Annotated in this window: 17 protein-coding genes and 1 tRNA gene; 15 read left to right on the top strand and 3 right to left on the bottom strand. The window is 41.0% G+C overall.

Annotation, left to right across the window (positions count from 1 at the left end):
- Position 1: 1 nt before the first annotated feature.
- From MK409_RS06965 to MK409_RS06910, 12 genes are all read left to right on the top strand, one after another.
- A complete protein-coding gene (locus MK409_RS06965; protein ID WP_268705803.1) occupies positions 2-1,147 on the top strand; it encodes an FtsX-like permease family protein in 1,146 nt (381 codons plus the stop codon).
- Between the two features lie 404 nt (positions 1,148-1,551).
- Positions 1,552-2,142 (top strand): DNA-directed RNA polymerase subunit delta, encoded by a 591-nt coding sequence (rpoE, locus tag MK409_RS06960; protein WP_268705802.1) that lies wholly within the window; start codon positions 1,552-1,554, stop codon positions 2,140-2,142.
- 329 nt (positions 2,143-2,471) lie between these two features.
- Positions 2,472-4,079, top strand: a complete 1,608-nt coding sequence (locus MK409_RS06955; protein WP_268705801.1) for a CTP synthase — start codon at positions 2,472-2,474, stop codon at positions 4,077-4,079.
- Between the two features lie 118 nt (positions 4,080-4,197).
- Positions 4,198-5,271, top strand: coding sequence for an N-acetylmuramoyl-L-alanine amidase family protein (locus MK409_RS06950; RefSeq protein ID WP_268705800.1), 1,074 nt, complete (start codon positions 4,198-4,200; stop codon positions 5,269-5,271).
- Positions 5,272-5,504: 233 nt separating this feature from the next.
- Entirely contained in the window at positions 5,505-5,804 is a 300-nt protein-coding gene (locus MK409_RS06945; protein WP_002875970.1) for a DUF4651 domain-containing protein, read from the top strand.
- The gene (locus tag MK409_RS06940; RefSeq protein WP_268705799.1) at positions 5,801-6,118 is read left to right on the top strand and encodes a thioredoxin family protein; all 318 of its coding nucleotides are present in this window, start codon (positions 5,801-5,803) and stop codon (positions 6,116-6,118) included. The genes MK409_RS06945 and MK409_RS06940 overlap by 4 nt, the downstream gene beginning before the upstream one ends.
- Positions 6,119-6,127: 9 nt before the next feature.
- Entirely contained in the window at positions 6,128-6,754 is a 627-nt protein-coding gene (gene ytpR, locus MK409_RS06935) for a YtpR family tRNA-binding protein (RefSeq protein WP_268705798.1), read from the top strand.
- Between the two features lie 41 nt (positions 6,755-6,795).
- Entirely contained in the window at positions 6,796-7,557 is a 762-nt protein-coding gene (locus MK409_RS06930) for an SDR family NAD(P)-dependent oxidoreductase (RefSeq protein ID WP_268705797.1), read from the top strand.
- A gap of 76 nt (positions 7,558-7,633) precedes the next feature.
- Positions 7,634-8,029 carry a single-stranded DNA-binding protein gene (locus MK409_RS06925; RefSeq protein ID WP_268705796.1) on the top strand — a complete coding sequence of 132 codons (396 nt, stop codon included), beginning with the start codon at positions 7,634-7,636 and terminating at the stop codon, positions 8,027-8,029.
- A gap of 155 nt (positions 8,030-8,184) precedes the next feature.
- Positions 8,185-8,469 (top strand): co-chaperone GroES, encoded by a 285-nt coding sequence (groES, locus tag MK409_RS06920; RefSeq protein ID WP_000917335.1) that lies wholly within the window; start codon positions 8,185-8,187, stop codon positions 8,467-8,469.
- Positions 8,470-8,484: 15 nt separating this feature from the next.
- Positions 8,485-10,107 carry a chaperonin GroEL gene (gene groL, locus MK409_RS06915; protein ID WP_268705795.1) on the top strand — a complete coding sequence of 541 codons (1,623 nt, stop codon included), beginning with the start codon at positions 8,485-8,487 and terminating at the stop codon, positions 10,105-10,107.
- Between the two features lie 139 nt (positions 10,108-10,246).
- Positions 10,247-11,014 carry an epoxyqueuosine reductase QueH gene (locus tag MK409_RS06910; RefSeq protein ID WP_000567567.1) on the top strand — a complete coding sequence of 256 codons (768 nt, stop codon included), beginning with the start codon at positions 10,247-10,249 and terminating at the stop codon, positions 11,012-11,014.
- A gap of 69 nt (positions 11,015-11,083) precedes the next feature.
- On the opposite strand, the gene MK409_RS06905 is transcribed toward MK409_RS06910, so the two are convergent.
- The 3 genes from MK409_RS06905 to MK409_RS06895 all read right to left on the bottom strand — a co-directional run bounded on the left by MK409_RS06905 (position 11,084) and on the right by MK409_RS06895 (position 13,269).
- Positions 11,084-11,617 carry a DUF402 domain-containing protein gene (locus tag MK409_RS06905; RefSeq protein WP_000775318.1) on the bottom strand — a complete coding sequence of 178 codons (534 nt, stop codon included), beginning with the start codon at positions 11,615-11,617 and terminating at the stop codon, positions 11,084-11,086.
- A gap of 88 nt (positions 11,618-11,705) precedes the next feature.
- Positions 11,706-12,482, bottom strand: coding sequence for a recombination regulator RecX (gene recX / locus MK409_RS06900; protein ID WP_268705794.1), 777 nt, complete (start codon positions 12,480-12,482; stop codon positions 11,706-11,708).
- Positions 12,483-12,492: 10 nt separating this feature from the next.
- The gene (locus MK409_RS06895; RefSeq protein WP_268705793.1) at positions 12,493-13,269 is read right to left on the bottom strand and encodes an aminoglycoside 3'-phosphotransferase; all 777 of its coding nucleotides are present in this window, start codon (positions 13,267-13,269) and stop codon (positions 12,493-12,495) included.
- A 55-nt stretch (positions 13,270-13,324) separates the two neighbouring features.
- On the opposite strand from MK409_RS06895, the gene rlmD reads away from it, so the two are divergent.
- The 3 genes from rlmD (at position 13,325) to MK409_RS06880 (ending at position 15,528) form a co-directional block, all read left to right on the top strand.
- Positions 13,325-14,683: a 23S rRNA (uracil(1939)-C(5))-methyltransferase RlmD gene (gene rlmD / locus MK409_RS06890; protein WP_268705792.1), complete on the top strand. Its 1,359-nt coding sequence runs from the start codon at positions 13,325-13,327 to the stop codon at positions 14,681-14,683.
- Positions 14,684-14,797: 114 nt separating this feature from the next.
- The gene (locus MK409_RS06885; RefSeq protein WP_268705791.1) at positions 14,798-15,367 is read left to right on the top strand and encodes a hypothetical protein; all 570 of its coding nucleotides are present in this window, start codon (positions 14,798-14,800) and stop codon (positions 15,365-15,367) included.
- Between the two features lie 89 nt (positions 15,368-15,456).
- A tRNA-Glu gene (locus tag MK409_RS06880) sits at positions 15,457-15,528 on the top strand.
- Positions 15,529-15,724: the final 196 nt, after the last annotated feature.

The raw sequence follows: 15,724 nt of genomic DNA, 5'->3' as shown, positions 1-15,724 counted from the left end.
CATGTTTTCAGTAAAAGATATTCGAAAATTAGTTGTCGTCAGTATCATTGGAGCCTGTGCGGTTTTTGTGGCCAATCTTTTCTTGAATTTTTATCTTGATATCGAGCAGTTGGAGATTTCTAAAACCAATCTGATGATTATGGCCTATTATGATGCCCAGGTTTCGCTATCTTGGATGGTGGCCATGGTCAGTGGGATCGTCTTGTCCTTGACGTCGATCCTTCTCATGTGTTTTTATATCAAACAATTTGTCGATGACCACAAGGAACAATTAGGGATTTTAAAGGCTTTGGGTTATAGTAATGGCCAGTTGGCGAAACGATTTTGGGCTTTTGGGCTCAGTTTTGGAGCTGGGGCGCTTCTTGGCTATTTTGCTTCTTTTCTTATGATGGGACATTTTTATGACTTTCGTAATGAGAAGGGGATCCTGCCAGAAATCACCATCAATTTTCACTGGCAGCTCTTAGTTGCTTTGGTGATCCTTCCAACGGCATTTTTTATGCTTCTCGCGATTGGCTATGCTAGAAGACAACTACAAACGCCGACTCTTCGCTTATTGAAAAAGTCCCCAACACCAATCAAGGTCAAAAGGAGAAAGAGGGCTCCTAAGAAAGAGAAAGACTTCCTAAAAGAGCTGTCTTCGTCACTAATTTGGGGGAGAAAATCTATTCTGTTTTTTGTAGTCTTTGGCTCTATGTGTTTTGCGGCCATGGTTCAATTGTCCTTTGGTCTAAGGGACTACACAGATGACATCATCCAAACCATGATGATCATGATTGGCTTGATCCTTTCTTTCTCTATTCTCTTTTTGTCATTGGGGATTGTCGTCTCAGAAAGTCGCGAAACCCTGGCTCTTATGAAGGCTTTTGGCTACACAGATCGTGAATGCCAAGGTCATATCCTATCTCCCTATCGTTTCTGGGCCTATCTAGGATTTGTTCTTGGGACGGCTTATCAGTATGCTATCATGGAAATTTTGATTGGTGTGATAAAAGATACGGTTCCTGAAAAGATTGAGCATCACTTTAATGGGAATGTTTTCTTCTGGACTTTGATCGGTTTTGCTGTGGTTTATGAAAGCCTCTTTTATCTATCCAACAGAAAACTCCAAAAGCAAACCATCAAAGAAGTACTCTTAGCTGAATAAATAGAGAAGGTTGGATTCTCCAGCCTTTTTCTTATGAAACTCATTAACAAGAGAAGGATTTTTCACTATTCTAGGGAAAATGAAATAAAGGAAAGAAAACGAAGTTACTGGCAGGACATGAAATGATCTTTTTACTTGATTTGATGCAACAAATAATCCTTTATCTTTGTAGGAATCCTCTTGCAGTTTGTGGTTGGTATTGGAGTTGCAGCCTTGAGTTATAAATAAATCAATATACCTGTGGTCATGTTACACAGGTCTTTCAATTAGCTGAAATATTTCACCTTTATTTTTTCTTAACCTTTGACTATTCCGCAAAATTATCGTACAATAAAGAGTACATGATAAAATGAGGTCAGAGTCTGTTTGCTCTGGCGATAGTAGTAAAAATGAGGAGAAACGCTTTGGAATTAGAAGTATTTGCTGGGCAAGAAAAAAGTGAACTATCTATGATTGAGGTAGCGCGTGCTATCTTGGAACTTCGTGGTCGCGATCATGAGATGCATTTTAGCGATCTTGTAAACGAAATTCAAAACTACCTTGGAACATCAAACAGCGATATCCGCGAAGCTTTGCCTTTGTTCTACACAGAGTTGAACTTTGACGGTAGCTTCATCTCTCTTGGAGACAATAAATGGGGTCTTCGTTCATGGTATGGTGTGGACGAAATCGACGAAGAAATCATCGCTCTTGAAGAAAGTGACGACGATGAAGTGGCACCGAAAGCTAAGAAAAAACGTGTCAATGCCTTTATGGATGGTGATTCAGATGCTATTGACTACAATGCGGATGATCCAGAAGACGAAGACGCATACGAAGCAGACCCAGCTCTTTCATACGATGATGAAAATCCTGATGATGAGAAAAATGAAGTGGAAGCTTACGATGCAGAAATCAACGAAATCGCTCCAGATGACTTGGGTGAAGATGTGGATCTTAACGAAGAAGACGATGAGTTTTCTGACGATGACGCTGAAACGAGTGAAGAAGTATAAGAAGCCTCACAGAGGAGATCGTAAGATCTCCTTTTTTGTTCCTTGAGCAGAGTGGTTAAGCAGGTCATCCGTTGGGATGAGGAACTTTAGTTGGTTTTCTGAAAGCAATCTTCTTTTTCATGTTTTACCGATTCGGATTGACAAATGTTCTGCTTTGAGGTATTATATTGTTCGGGCACCTCTTTTAGAGGTCGGGGCTCTCTAGTTACTAGGGAGCTATTTTTGTTTTTTCAGGAAGTTTTTCTTGAAAAGTCGTTATCCATAAAGGTCTTGTTCTCTATCTCCCCTTGTAGTTAACAAGACCTTGAGCATTTTAGAAAGAGGAATCTATGTCTACGAAATATATTTTTGTAACTGGTGGTGTGGTGTCGTCTATTGGGAAAGGGATTGTGGCAGCAAGTCTGGGCCGTCTCTTGAAAAATCGTGGTCTAAAAGTGACTATTCAGAAGTTTGACCCTTATATCAATATCGATCCGGGAACCATGAGTCCTTACCAGCACGGGGAGGTCTTTGTGACAGATGATGGGGCTGAGACAGATTTGGACTTGGGACACTATGAACGTTTCATCGATATCAATCTTAACAAATACTCAAACGTGACAACTGGTAAAATCTACAGTGAAGTTCTTCGTAAGGAACGCCGTGGCGAGTACCTTGGCGCAACTGTTCAAGTCATTCCTCATATCACAGATGCTTTGAAAGAAAAAATCAAGCGTGCCGCTGTAACGACCGACTCGGATGTCATTATCACAGAGGTTGGTGGAACCGTTGGAGATATCGAATCCTTGCCATTTTTAGAGGCCCTTCGTCAGATGAAGGCAGATGTGGGTGCGGATAATGTCATGTATATCCATACAACCTTGCTTCCTTATCTCAAGGCTGCTGGTGAGATGAAAACCAAGCCAACTCAACATTCTGTAAAAGAATTGCGTGGTTTGGGAATCCAGCCAAATATGTTGGTCATTCGTACAGAAAAACCAGCTGGTCAAGGGATTAAAAACAAACTGGCCCAGTTCTGTGATGTGGCACCAGAAGCCGTTATCGAATCATTAGATGTTGAGCATCTTTACCAAATTCCACTGAACTTGCAGGCACAAGGTATGGACCAGATTGTCTGTGATCACTTGAAATTAGATGCACCAGCAGCGGATATGACAGAGTGGTCAGCTATGGTGGACAAGGTCATGAACCTCAAGAAACAAGTCAAGATTTCCCTTGTTGGTAAGTATGTGGAGTTGCAAGATACCTACATATCTGTGGTTGAAGCCTTGAAACACTCTGGTTATGCCAACGACGCAGAAGTGAAGATTAATTGGATCAATGCCAATGATGTGACGGCAGAGAATGTGGCAGAGCTCTTGTCTGATGCGGACGGAATCATCGTGCCAGGCGGTTTCGGTCAACGTGGTACGGAAGGGAAAATTCAAGCCATTCGCTATGCGCGTGAGAATGATGTTCCAATGTTGGGTGTCTGCTTGGGAATGCAGTTGACTTGTATCGAGTTTGCTCGTCACGTTTTGGGTCTTGAAGGTGCTAATTCTGCAGAGCTTGCACCAGAAACAAAATACCCTATCATTGATATCATGCGTGACCAGGTTGATATTGAGGATATGGGAGGGACCCTTCGTTTGGGACTTTATCCATCTAAGTTGAAACGTGGCTCTAAGGCAGCAGCTGCTTATCACAATCAAGAAGTGGTGCAACGCCGTCACCGTCACCGTTATGAGTTTAACAACGCCTTCCGTGAGCAGTTTGAGGCAGCAGGCTTTGTCTTCTCAGGAGTTTCTCCAGATAATCGTTTGGTAGAAATAGTGGAGATACCTGAAAATAAATTCTTTGTGGCTTGTCAGTATCACCCTGAACTTTCCAGCCGTCCAAATCGTCCAGAAGAACTCTACACTGCCTTTGTTACTGCAGCAGTTGAAAATAGTAACTAGTTATCTTCTAATTTCTGAGAATAATCTCAGAGGTTTCTTCTAGCATATTCAGGATAAGATTTGCAAAAAAAATAGATAGTGATATAATTAATATAATAATCCCTAAGGAGGATATACAATGAAAAAAATCACACTATTTTGTTTGTCTCTAGCAGGTTTAGCTTTACTGGCTTTCCCTCATTCAGGAAAAGCATTCGAATTGGAAGAAGAATGGGTTATTAAGGGTGGGGTTAAGTATCAAGATGGCAAAATTCTTCGATTTAATAATGGCCATGAAGTAGATATCAAAGTCTTGGATTTGCCAAAAACTGAGAAAGTCGAGTGGACGGTCAGTCTCAATGGTCAAGATCAGACAGTCAATTTCCTAGGCCAAGAAAAGGACAAGTCTATGGTCGGTACAGAGGGGCGTTACCTGAATTTCTACGTACCTTACGGCTATAGAGGAGATATCAAGGTCGAGGCCAAGAGTGGAAATGAAGTAAAGACCTGGTCCTCTAAAGTGGTAGATGATGTATATAATGGTGAGAAAAGTGGCTACTACCGTATTGAAGAATCAAAAGACCATTACACCTACCTTGATACAAAATGGGACTATCAAACCAAGACCTACACTGCTACCTTACCAGAGACTGTCAATGGTCAAAAAGTTTATGCTTGGAAAGACCATGACAATGGTGAGTTAAAACTTACAAAACCAGAATCGATCAGTCATTCCTACAAGGGGGGAGGAGCCTTCCGAGAACTTTATCCGATTGTAAAAGCAGAAAGCTGGCTAAAATCAGACCAAAATTGGTACTATCAAAAACAAGGCCAATTGGTTCAAAATGATTGGGTTAAGGACAAGGAAATTTGGTACTTTATGGATGAAAAGGGAGTTATGTTTCATCAAACGTGGCTCTATCAAGGTGGCTTCTGGTATGCCTTTAAGTCATCAGGAGCTATGATTGCGGGCGATTGGCTTTTCGATCAAGGCAAATGGTACTATTTATCAGCATCCGGAGCTATGAAGGCAAGTTCTTGGGTATATGATAAGGGAGAGTGGTATTATGTCACTTCTTCTGGCGCTATGATCGAGAGTGATTGGGTTAAGAATCAGGACAAGTGGTACTATATGGATTCCTCAGGTAAGATGCTTCGCAATACCTACACACCTGATGGTTACTACGTTGGCAACTCAGGCGCCTGGCAATAAGAATAATACTCTTCGAAAATCAAATTCAAACCACGTCAGCGTCGCCTTACCGTAGGTATGGTTACTGACTTCGTCAGTTCTATCCACAACCTCAAAACACTGTTTTGAGCAACCTGCGGCTAGTTTCCTAGTTTGCTCTTTGAGTATAAGAAGTCCTTTTCCTTTAAGGAAGGGGCTTTTTACTTGCTTTTCTGCGGCTTCCCTATTTGTCCTAGAGCCCTTTTTGTGTTACAATGAATGGTATGAAAGCTAAGAAATTATGGATGACTGGCTTGACTGTGGCTGGTCTAAGCGCCCTTGCTTTGGGGGCTAAAAAAGCAGCAGATAACCACAAACTCATGAAGACGCAAGAAGAGTTGACCGCTATCGTGCGCGAACTTTTCTCAGATATGGGTGAGATTGCGACTCTCTATGTTCAAGTCTACGAAAGTAGTCTAGAGCGACTCGTCGGAGGGGTCATTTTCGAGGATGGTCGTCACTATACTTTTGTCTATGAAAATGAAGACCTAGTCTATGAGGAGGAAGTCTTATGATTATTCCCAGTAATATAGAAGAACTCGCAGGTTTTGTCGAGCAGGATGGTAAGAAGGTCTTTCTTTTTGTGGCAGACTGGTGTGGAGATTGTCGTTATATCTATCCAGCCTTGCCAGAGATTGAGGAGACCAATCCAGAGTTCACCTTTATTCGAGTGGACCGAGACCAGTACATGGATCTGGCCAAACTCTGGGATGTGTACGGGATTCCTAGCCTTGTTGTGCTAGAAAAGGACAAGGAAATCGGCCGTTTTGTCAATCGTAATCGTAAAAGCAAGGAACAAATTAACGACTTTTTAGCAGGACTGAAATAGGAGAAAAGAATGATTTTTACATATAATAAAGAGCATGTCGGCGATGTCCTTATGGTCATCGTGAAAAACAGCGGAGATGCCAAGTTGGACGTGGAGCGCAAAGGCAAGGTAGCCCGTGTTTTTCTCAAAGAAAATAGGGAAACAGTAGCTTGGAATATTTTCGAAGTTTCACGTTTATTTGAAATTGCAGAACGCGGTCAAGTCTTTTTAACAGATGAGCAAGTCGCTCGTTTAAACCAAGAGTTGCAGGCGGAAGGTTTTGAGGAAGAAATTGTCAATGACAAGGAACCTAAGTTTGTTGTTGGTGAAATTGTCGAGATGGTCGCTCACCCAGATAGTGACCACCTCAACATTTGCCAAGTTGCCGTTGCAAGTGACAAGACAGTGCAAATCGTTGCAGGAGCTCCTAATGCGCGTGTCGGTTTGAAAACCATTGTCGCTCTTCCTGGAGCTATGATGCCCAAAGGCAATCTCATTTTCCCAGGCGAACTTCGTGGCGAAAAGAGTTTTGGCATGATGTGCAGTCCTCGTGAATTGCATTTGCCAAATGCTCCGCAAAAACGTGGTATTATTGAATTATCAGAAGACCAAGTTGTTGGAACTCCATTTGATCCAGCTAAGCACTGGACTGCCTAAGAAGTTGTTAATATCTGATAGACCAGATAGAAGGAAATAAGATGGCAAAAAATGTAGTGATTACAGGAGCGACTTCAGGAATCGGTGAAGCGATTGCGCGTGCTTATCTGGATCAGGGTGAGAATGTCGTCCTAACAGGGCGACGGACAGACAGACTAGAAGCTCTCAAGTCGGAGTTTGCAGCAACTTTTCCAAATCAAACAGTTTGGACTTTTCCTCTGGATGTGACGGATATGACCATGGTAAAGACTGTTTGTTCCGATATTCTAGAAACGATAGGGCAGATTGATATCTTGATCAATAACGCCGGACTGGCTCTTGGCTTGGCTCCCTATCAAGACTATGAAGAGTTGGATATGTTGACCATGCTAGATACCAATGTCAAAGGTTTGATGGCAGTCACTCGCTCTTTCTTGCCAGCAATGGCAAAAGCCAATCAAGGACATATCATCAACATGGGGTCAACTGCAGGAATCTATGCCTATGCGGGTGCAGCAGTTTATTCAGCCACCAAGGCAGCAGTTAAGACTTTTTCAGATGGGCTTCGAATTGATACGATCGCAACGGACATCAAGGTGACAACCATTCAACCGGGGATCGTTGAAACAGATTTTTCTACAGTACGTTTTCATGGGGACAAAGAGCGGGCTGAGACGGTTTATCAGGGAATCGAAGCCTTGCAGGCACAAGACATCGCAGACACTGTTGTCTATGTGACCAGTCAACCCCGTCGTGTGCAGATTACAGATATGACTATTATGGCCAATCAACAGGCGACAGGTTTCATGGTGCATAAAAAATAAAAAATTTCTTCGAAAAGTTACAAATTTCTGTAACTTTTTTTGATTTCCTGCGAATAGATAAGTAGGAGGATGAAAAATGTATAATAAAGTTATCTTGATCGGGCGCTTGACGTCTACACCAGAATTGCACAAAACCAACAATGACAAGTCAGTAGCGCGTGCAACTATCGCTGTGAACCGTCGTTACAAAGACCAAAATGGGGAACGTGAAGCTGATTTTGTTAATCTTGTTCTTTGGGGAAAATTGGCTGAAACCTTGGCAAGTTACGCGACCAAAGGTAGTCTTATCTCTGTGGATGGAGAACTTCGTACCCGTCGCTTTGAGAAAAATGGTCAGACCAACTATGTGACCGAAGTTCTCGTGACAGGATTCCAACTCTTGGAAAGTCGTGCTCAACGTGCCATGCGTGAAAATAACGCAGGTCAGGATTTGGCTGATTTGGTTTTGGAAGAGGAAGAATTACCATTTTAAGCATAGAAAAGCCTGAGTCAATCTTAGGCTTTTTTATCTTGAGAAAGTCAGACTTTTTTCTTGACTATTTCTGACCAAGTGATACAATAGAACTATAGTTTGGCACTCATATGTAAAGAGTGCTAATAATATGATTGTATTATGGAGGAAAGCAAATGTTGAAACCATTGGGAGACCGTGTGGTCTTGAAAATTGAAGAAAAAGAACAAACTGTTGGGGGATTTGTCCTCGCAAAATCAGCCCAAGAAGAAACGAAAACAGCTACAGTAGTGGCTACTGGACAAGGTGTTCGTACTTTGAACGGTGACTTGGTTGCTCCGAGCGTTAAGGCTGGAGACCGTGTCTTAGTTGAAGCACATGCAGGTCTTGATGTCAAAGATGGAGATGAAAAGTATATCATCGTTGGTGAAGCTAACATCTTGGCGATCATTGAAGAATAGAAGGAGAAAGTAAGTATGTCAAAAGAAATTAAATTTTCATCTGATGCTCGTTCAGCTATGGTTCGTGGTGTCGATATCCTTGCAGACACTGTTAAAGTAACCTTGGGACCAAAAGGTCGTAACGTTGTGTTGGAAAAATCATTCGGTTCACCTCTCATCACCAACGACGGGGTGACTATTGCCAAAGAAATCGAGTTGGAAGACCATTTTGAAAATATGGGTGCCAAGTTGGTATCAGAAGTCGCTTCAAAAACCAATGATATCGCAGGTGACGGAACGACAACTGCAACTGTCTTGACCCAAGCTATCGTCCGCGAAGGAATCAAAAACGTTACTTCAGGTGCCAATCCAATCGGTATCCGTCGGGGGATTGAAGCAGCGGTTGCCGCAGCTGTAGAAGCCTTGAAAAACAAAGCCATTCCAGTTGCCAACAAAGAAGCCATCGCTCAGGTTGCCGCTGTATCTTCTCGTTCTGAAAAAGTCGGTGAATACATCTCTGAAGCTATGGAAAAAGTTGGCAAAGATGGTGTCATCACTATTGAAGAGTCACGTGGTATGGAAACAGAACTTGAAGTCGTAGAAGGAATGCAGTTTGACCGCGGTTACCTTTCACAGTACATGGTGACAGATAGCGAAAAAATGGTGGCGGACCTTGAAAATCCATACATTTTGATTACTGACAAGAAGATTTCAAATATCCAAGAAATCTTGCCACTCCTAGAAAGCATTCTCCAAAGCAATCGTCCCCTCTTGATTATTGCAGATGATGTAGATGGCGAAGCTCTTCCAACCCTTGTTTTGAACAAGATTCGTGGAACTTTCAATGTCGTAGCTGTCAAAGCCCCTGGTTTCGGTGACCGTCGTAAGGCTATGTTAGAAGACATCGCTATCTTGACAGGCGGAACAGTCATTACAGAAGATCTTGGTCTTGAGTTAAAAGACGCGACGATTGAAGCGCTTGGTCAAGCTGCTAGAGTGACTGTGGACAAAGACAGTACGGTTATCGTAGAAGGTGCTGGCAATCCTGAAGCCATTTCTCACCGTGTTGCAGTTATCAAGTCTCAAATCGAAACTACAACATCTGAATTTGACCGCGAAAAATTGCAAGAACGCTTGGCAAAATTGTCAGGTGGTGTCGCAGTGATCAAGGTCGGTGCAGCAACTGAAACTGAGTTGAAGGAAATGAAACTTCGTATCGAAGACGCCCTTAACGCTACTCGTGCAGCCGTTGAAGAAGGAATCGTTGCTGGTGGCGGAACTGCTCTTGCTAATGTGATTCCAGCTGTCGCAGCCTTGGAATTGACAGGTGATGAAGCAACAGGACGCAGTATTGTTCTCCGTGCCTTGGAAGAACCTGTTCGTCAAATCGCCCACAATGCAGGATTCGAAGGATCTATCGTCATCGATCGCTTGAAGAATGCTGAGCTTGGTACAGGTTTCAACGCAGCAACTGGTGAGTGGGTTAATATGATTGAAGAAGGAATCATCGATCCAGTTAAAGTGAGCCGTTCTGCCCTTCAAAATGCAGCATCTGTAGCCAGCTTGATCTTGACAACAGAAGCAGTCGTAGCCAATAAACCAGAACCAGTAGCCCCAGCTCCAGCAATGGACCCAAGCATGATGGGCGGGATGATGTAAGCTGTTTATACTAAGCAATTCGTAAAAAACATAAAAGGAGGGAATGAGCATCCCTCCTTTTATCGCTTCCTTTTTATAAAATAGATTTGAGCTGGTTGGTGATATATGGTAAAATAACTAATAGTAAAAGGAGAAGAACATGATCGATGTAGAAGAAATTCTGAGCAAGATGAATCCCAATCAGAAGATTAATTATGACCGTGTCATGCAGAAAATGGTTCAGGTTTGGGAAAAAAATGAGCAACGTCCAACTATTCTCATGCATGTTTGCTGTGCTCCTTGTAGTACCTACACTCTCGAGTATCTGACCAAGTACGCTGATGTGACCATCTATTTTGCCAATTCCAATATCCATCCTAAGGCAGAATACCACAAGCGGGCTTACGTCACAAAGAAATTTGTCAGTGATTTCAATGAGCGAACAGGCAATACGGTTCAGTACCTAGAAGCTCCCTACGAACCAAATGAATACCGGAAGTTAGTCAGAGGACTGGAAGAAGAACCCGAGGGTGGCGACCGTTGCAAGGTTTGTTTTGATTACCGTTTGGACAAAACAGCGCAGGTAGCTATGGATTTGGGCTTTGACTATTTTGGTTCAGCTTTAACCATCAGTCCCCATAAGAATTCTCAAACCATCAACAGCATCGGAATTGATGTGCAAAAGATTTATACCACCCACTATCTCCCAAGTGATTTCAAGAAAAATCAAGGCTACAAGCGTTCGGTGGAGATGTGCGAGGAGTATGATATTTATCGTCAATGTTATTGTGGATGCGTCTATGCGGCTCAAGCCCAGAATATTGACCTGGTTCAGGTTAAGAAGGATGCCACGGCTTTCTTGTTGGATAAGGATGTTGAAAAAGACTATTCCCACATCAAGTTTACTGTTACTAAATTAGATATATAGCAATCAACCCAGCTGTAAAGCTGGGTTTTTCAAATAAAAAACCAGGGTTTTTACCCCAGTTTGACAACTTTACCGATTCTTTAGTTCTATGTAGCGTTTGTACCAAATGTTGACATAGGCCTCTGAGAAAGGACCGCGTCCATTGTTAATCCAATCAACAAGGATTTTAACATGCTCTTTCAAAATATAGTCTAAATCATCAGAATACTTCATTTTGCGTTTATGGCGCTCATACTCTTCAACGTCCAAGAGACGCTTTTCACCATCAGTGAAGACCTTGACATCCAAATCGTAATCAATGTATTTCAGGGCTTCCTCATCTAGATAGTAAGGGCTGGCCATATTGCAATAGTAGGAAATCCCATTATCGCGAATCATAGCAATGATATTAAACCAATATTTTTTGTGAAAGTAAACAATAGCCGGTTCTCGAGTCACCCAACGACGACCGTCACTTTCGGTAACAAGTGTGTGGTCGTTGACGCCGATAATAGCGTTCTCTGTTGTTTTTAGTACCATGGTGTCTCTCCAAGTACGGTGAAGACTCCCATCATGCTTATAACTTTGAATTGTAATAAAGTCGCCTTCTTTTGGAAGTTTCATAACTAACCAACTTTCTACAATTTATAAGTTTATCGTTTACTATTATATCATAAATCGGTCTAATTTTTTTGAATTTTACACGAAAATATTAAAGATATTCTCTGAGAGCGCTAGCTATATCCGAAAAATCATAGCCTTTTCGAGCTAAAACTTGGGTTAAACGCTGTTTAAGTTCGTATCCTTCATACTTTCGAGCATATTTAGTATATTGTTTGTCTAGCTCTTTAAAAATGAGTTCTTGAGTCGTTTCTTGGTCGACTTGGCTGTCCAAGTCATCAAAGGCACTTTTAGCATCAGAATAGGAGAAGCCTTTGTTCGTCAAATTTTGAATAATCTTATCCTGCAAGGCACGAGCAGGAAGCTTTCCTGTGTATTTTTTAAGCAGTTTTTCTGCAACACGTTGAGCAACCTCTGAAAAATCAAAATCCTTTAAAACCTCTTCAATAGTTGATTTGGCAATCCCTTTTTGAGTTAGTTTTTGAGTTAGTAAATAGGGTCCTTTATCTCCAGAAAGTTGATTGACATTTATGATGGAATAAGCATACTGATGGTCATCAATCCAGTTATCTTCTTTTAGATTAGCGATAACTTGACTAGCGATTGTATCTTCAATATCGTACTTGTTCAGATACTCTCGCACTTCTTTTTCAGTACGAGCCTTGAAGGATAAATGGTAGAGGGCTAGATTTTTACTATAAGAGAATTGTGCAAAGTCCTGAATCTCGGTCAGTTCCTCTTTACTAATGACCTTATCTCGAGATAGCATAAAACGGACAATGGTATCCTCCGTGATATAAGAGGTTTCTTGATTATCTAGCTCCATTAAGTAGAGGCGTTTTTTCTTTTCAAGTTTTGTGATTTTCATGGTTTACCTTTTATCCAAATGCTTCAAAGGCAGCAACGAGTCGAAGTTTGTTTGTGTCGACCTCTTCTCTGCCGTAATAGTCAAGAAACAGTTCAGCATATTTTGGGTTATCTAGGTTATAGTTTAGAGACCAAACTGCCCAAAAGAGATCGATATGACGATCACTAAAATCAGCCAAGCCCAGATCAATAAAGCAAGAGAAACGGCTAGCATCTTTTAGAATAAAGTTTGGTAGACAGGCATCACCGTGAATAAAGGCATCAGTCTTTAAAAGGTGTCCTTGTTCTTGGATGAGTTGGAAGGCCTCTTCGCGACTATTAATCTGAAATTGGGGTAGGAGGGCCTTGGCATAGAACTCGCCTTTTTCATAGTTTTTCAAAGCTCTGTCTTTATAGGTCTGTAAATGATTTTCTGATGGAAAATTGTGTGGGTGTAAGTTGTGAAGTTTTTTAAGGGCATGTGCCATGGTTCGGCAAATTGTTTCTGGCTGATCCAGAAAGGCAAGGGCATCTTTGCCAGGCGCTTCTTTTGTTAAAAGGTAGTCTTTATCTGTAGATAAGTAGTCGATAACTGGAGTTCCCAGTCCTTTAGTTTCAAACCACCTTGCAATGGCAGCTTCTCGCTCTAATCTGCCCTTTTGATCAATTTTCAAATAGTAACCTGAATCAAGATAGAGAACCGTTGCGCCTGAATGAGAAGAGCTGTCAGAAAGGGTTGCTCCCTCTATATAAGTTCGTAATTGCTCAGGAAAATCCAATGGGGAAAAATGAGATGTCTTTGTATTCATGGTTTTATTGTAACATATTCTTAACCATTGAGAAACTACGTGGTATAATAGACTTATGAATCTAAAAGTCAAACAAAAAATTCCATTAAAAATTAAGCGTATGGGCATTAATGGTGAGGGAATCGGTTTCTACCAGAAAACCCTCGTTTTTGTGCCAGGTGCTCTCAAGGGAGAAGATATCTATTGTCAGATTACTTCTATTAAACGTAACTTTGTGGAAGCAAAGTTACTCAAAGTTAATAAAAAGTCCAAGTTTCGAGTCGTACCAGCATGTACGATTTATAATGAATGTGGTGGTTGCCAAATCATGCATCTCCACTATGATAAACAGTTAGAGTTCAAAACAGATTTGCTCCAACAAGCCTTGAAAAAATTTGCTCCTGCAGGATATGAAAACTATGAAATCCGTCCAACTATCGGAATGCAGGAACCAAAGTACTACCGTGCTAAGTTGCAATTTCAGACTCGAAAATTCAACAATCAGGTCAAGGCGGGTTTGTATGCGCAAAATTCTCATTACCTTGTCGAGTTGAAAGACTGCTTGGTGCAAGATAAGGAAACCCAAGTGATTGCGAATCGCCTAGCTGAGCTTCTCACTTACCATCAAATCCCCATCACCGATGAGAGAAAAACGCTAGGTGTTCGCACCATCATGGTACGTCGAGCGAGAAAAACTGGACAAGTCCAGATTATCATTGTCACAAATCGCCAGCTTAATTTGAATCAACTAGTCAAAGACCTAGTTAATGATTTTCCAGAAGTTGTCACGGTTGCTGTCAATACAAATACAGCAAAAACAAGTGAAATCTATGGTGAAAAGACGGAAATTATCTGGGGCCAAGAGTGTATTCAAGAAGGAGTACTCGACTATGAGTTTTCTCTCTCCCCCCGCGCCTTCTATCAGCTCAATCCTGAGCAGACCGAGATTCTCTATAGTCAAGCGGTTAAGGCCCTAGATGTTAGTGAAGAAGATCATTTGATTGATGCTTATTGTGGAGTCGGGACAATTGGTTTCGCATTCGCGAAGAAGGTCAAAAGCCTTAGAGGGATGGACATTATCCCAGAGGCCATTGAAGATGCCAAGCGAAATGCCCAGAGAATGGGATTTGATAACGCCTATTATGAAGCTGGGACTGCAGAAGAGATTATTCCACGTTGGTACAAAGAAGGATACCGAGCAGATGCCTTGATTGTAGATCCTCCGCGAACTGGTTTAGACGACGAGTTGTTAGAGACAATCCTAACCTATGTTCCAGAAAAGATGGTCTATGTATCTTGTAATGTTTCAACATTAGCACGAGATTTGGTTAAACTTGTGAAAGTATACGACCTCCACTACATCCAGTCAGTCGATATGTTTCCTCACACTGCACGGACAGAAGCGGTCGTGAAGTTGGTTAAGAGAAAAGCATAGAAGTTCTACGACCTAAAAATTATAAACGAATCAAAACAAAAACGTATAATGGATAATTAATTAGCAAAGGAAAATTGTTATATAGCAGTGATAGAGTACAGAGGAGTAAGTAAAATGTCAGTAGAAGAAAATCTAAATAAATATGACTATTTAAAAGAAATTTGTAAATTCTCAGATTTAAGAAATGAAGATATAAGAAAATTGATAAAAGGGGTGTCAAGTGACGAGAAAAAATTGTGGGCAATGTTTGCTCGGAAAAAGAGAGATTTGGATAACGATAACTCAGATATGACACAAATTTGCATACAAGTTGGGAGTAGTAAAAACATATACTCAGAGTTAAGAGGGATATTAAGGTGTATGATTTCTGAACCGAAAAAAGAAAAAGTTTCTACAGAATTTTTCGTTGAAGCATATATATTCACTACATTCATGGATAAAGACAGTGTCAAATACAGATCTATTTATGAAAAATTCGAAGAATTTATTATTTATGAAATTATTGTTGAAAAATATTTAGCTAATATAGATTATGAAAACTATGATAAGATCAATTATTCGGAAGTGAAATTTGCTCTTGAACATCATGCTTATTTATGGAATCCAGCCCCACCAACATATGGAAATAAAGAACGAGAAATACTCCAAATTTTAAAACAAGAAAAGAAAACAATTAGCAATTAGATAGAAGTTAAAAATTTTGTTGTAGAATGTAAAAAAAGTTCTTGACAAAGGTAAAAAAGTAGGTATAATAGAAAGAGTCGAAAAGCTCAGGTCCGTTGGTCAAGGGGTTAAGACACCGCCTTTTCACGGCGGTAACACGGGTTCGAATCCCGTACGGACTATGGGTATATTGTGGTTAGAAAAAACTTGGAAAAAAGTTTGAAAAACTTGTTGACAGAGAGAGCTAGCTGTGATATACTAATATAGTTGTCGCTCATGAGAGAAGTGAGAGACAAAGACCTTTGAAAACTGAACAAGACAAACCAATGTGCAGGGCACTATAACTGAGGTTATAGTACTGAACAATGAAAAAAACAA

Source organism: Streptococcus oralis (genome assembly GCF_026782375.1).
In the GTDB taxonomy this organism is placed as follows: Bacteria; Bacillota; Bacilli; order Lactobacillales; family Streptococcaceae; genus Streptococcus; species Streptococcus oralis_CL.
Note: the sequence above shows the minus strand (reverse complement) of the source record. Positions and strands in the feature narration are given on the sequence as shown.

Coding starts and splice junctions, on each gene's coding strand:
- MK409_RS06930 (WP_268705797.1), top strand. CDS start 6,796: ATGGCAAAAAATGTAGTGATTACAGGAGCGACTTCAGGAATCGGTGAA.
- MK409_RS06910 (WP_000567567.1), top strand. CDS start 10,247: ATGATCGATGTAGAAGAAATTCTGAGCAAGATGAATCCCAATCAGAAG.
- groES (WP_000917335.1), top strand. CDS start 8,185: ATGTTGAAACCATTGGGAGACCGTGTGGTCTTGAAAATTGAAGAAAAA.
- MK409_RS06885 (WP_268705791.1), top strand. CDS start 14,798: ATGTCAGTAGAAGAAAATCTAAATAAATATGACTATTTAAAAGAAATT.
- MK409_RS06940 (WP_268705799.1), top strand. CDS start 5,801: ATGATTATTCCCAGTAATATAGAAGAACTCGCAGGTTTTGTCGAGCAG.
- groL (WP_268705795.1), top strand. CDS start 8,485: ATGTCAAAAGAAATTAAATTTTCATCTGATGCTCGTTCAGCTATGGTT.
- MK409_RS06955 (WP_268705801.1), top strand. CDS start 2,472: ATGTCTACGAAATATATTTTTGTAACTGGTGGTGTGGTGTCGTCTATT.
- rlmD (WP_268705792.1), top strand. CDS start 13,325: ATGAATCTAAAAGTCAAACAAAAAATTCCATTAAAAATTAAGCGTATG.
- MK409_RS06905 (WP_000775318.1), bottom strand. CDS start 11,617: ATGAAACTTCCAAAAGAAGGCGACTTTATTACAATTCAAAGTTATAAG.
- MK409_RS06895 (WP_268705793.1), bottom strand. CDS start 13,269: ATGAATACAAAGACATCTCATTTTTCCCCATTGGATTTTCCTGAGCAA.
- MK409_RS06925 (WP_268705796.1), top strand. CDS start 7,634: ATGTATAATAAAGTTATCTTGATCGGGCGCTTGACGTCTACACCAGAA.
- ytpR (WP_268705798.1), top strand. CDS start 6,128: ATGATTTTTACATATAATAAAGAGCATGTCGGCGATGTCCTTATGGTC.
- MK409_RS06950 (WP_268705800.1), top strand. CDS start 4,198: ATGAAAAAAATCACACTATTTTGTTTGTCTCTAGCAGGTTTAGCTTTA.
- MK409_RS06945 (WP_002875970.1), top strand. CDS start 5,505: ATGAATGGTATGAAAGCTAAGAAATTATGGATGACTGGCTTGACTGTG.
- recX (WP_268705794.1), bottom strand. CDS start 12,482: ATGAAAATCACAAAACTTGAAAAGAAAAAACGCCTCTACTTAATGGAG.
- MK409_RS06965 (WP_268705803.1), top strand. CDS start 2: ATGTTTTCAGTAAAAGATATTCGAAAATTAGTTGTCGTCAGTATCATT.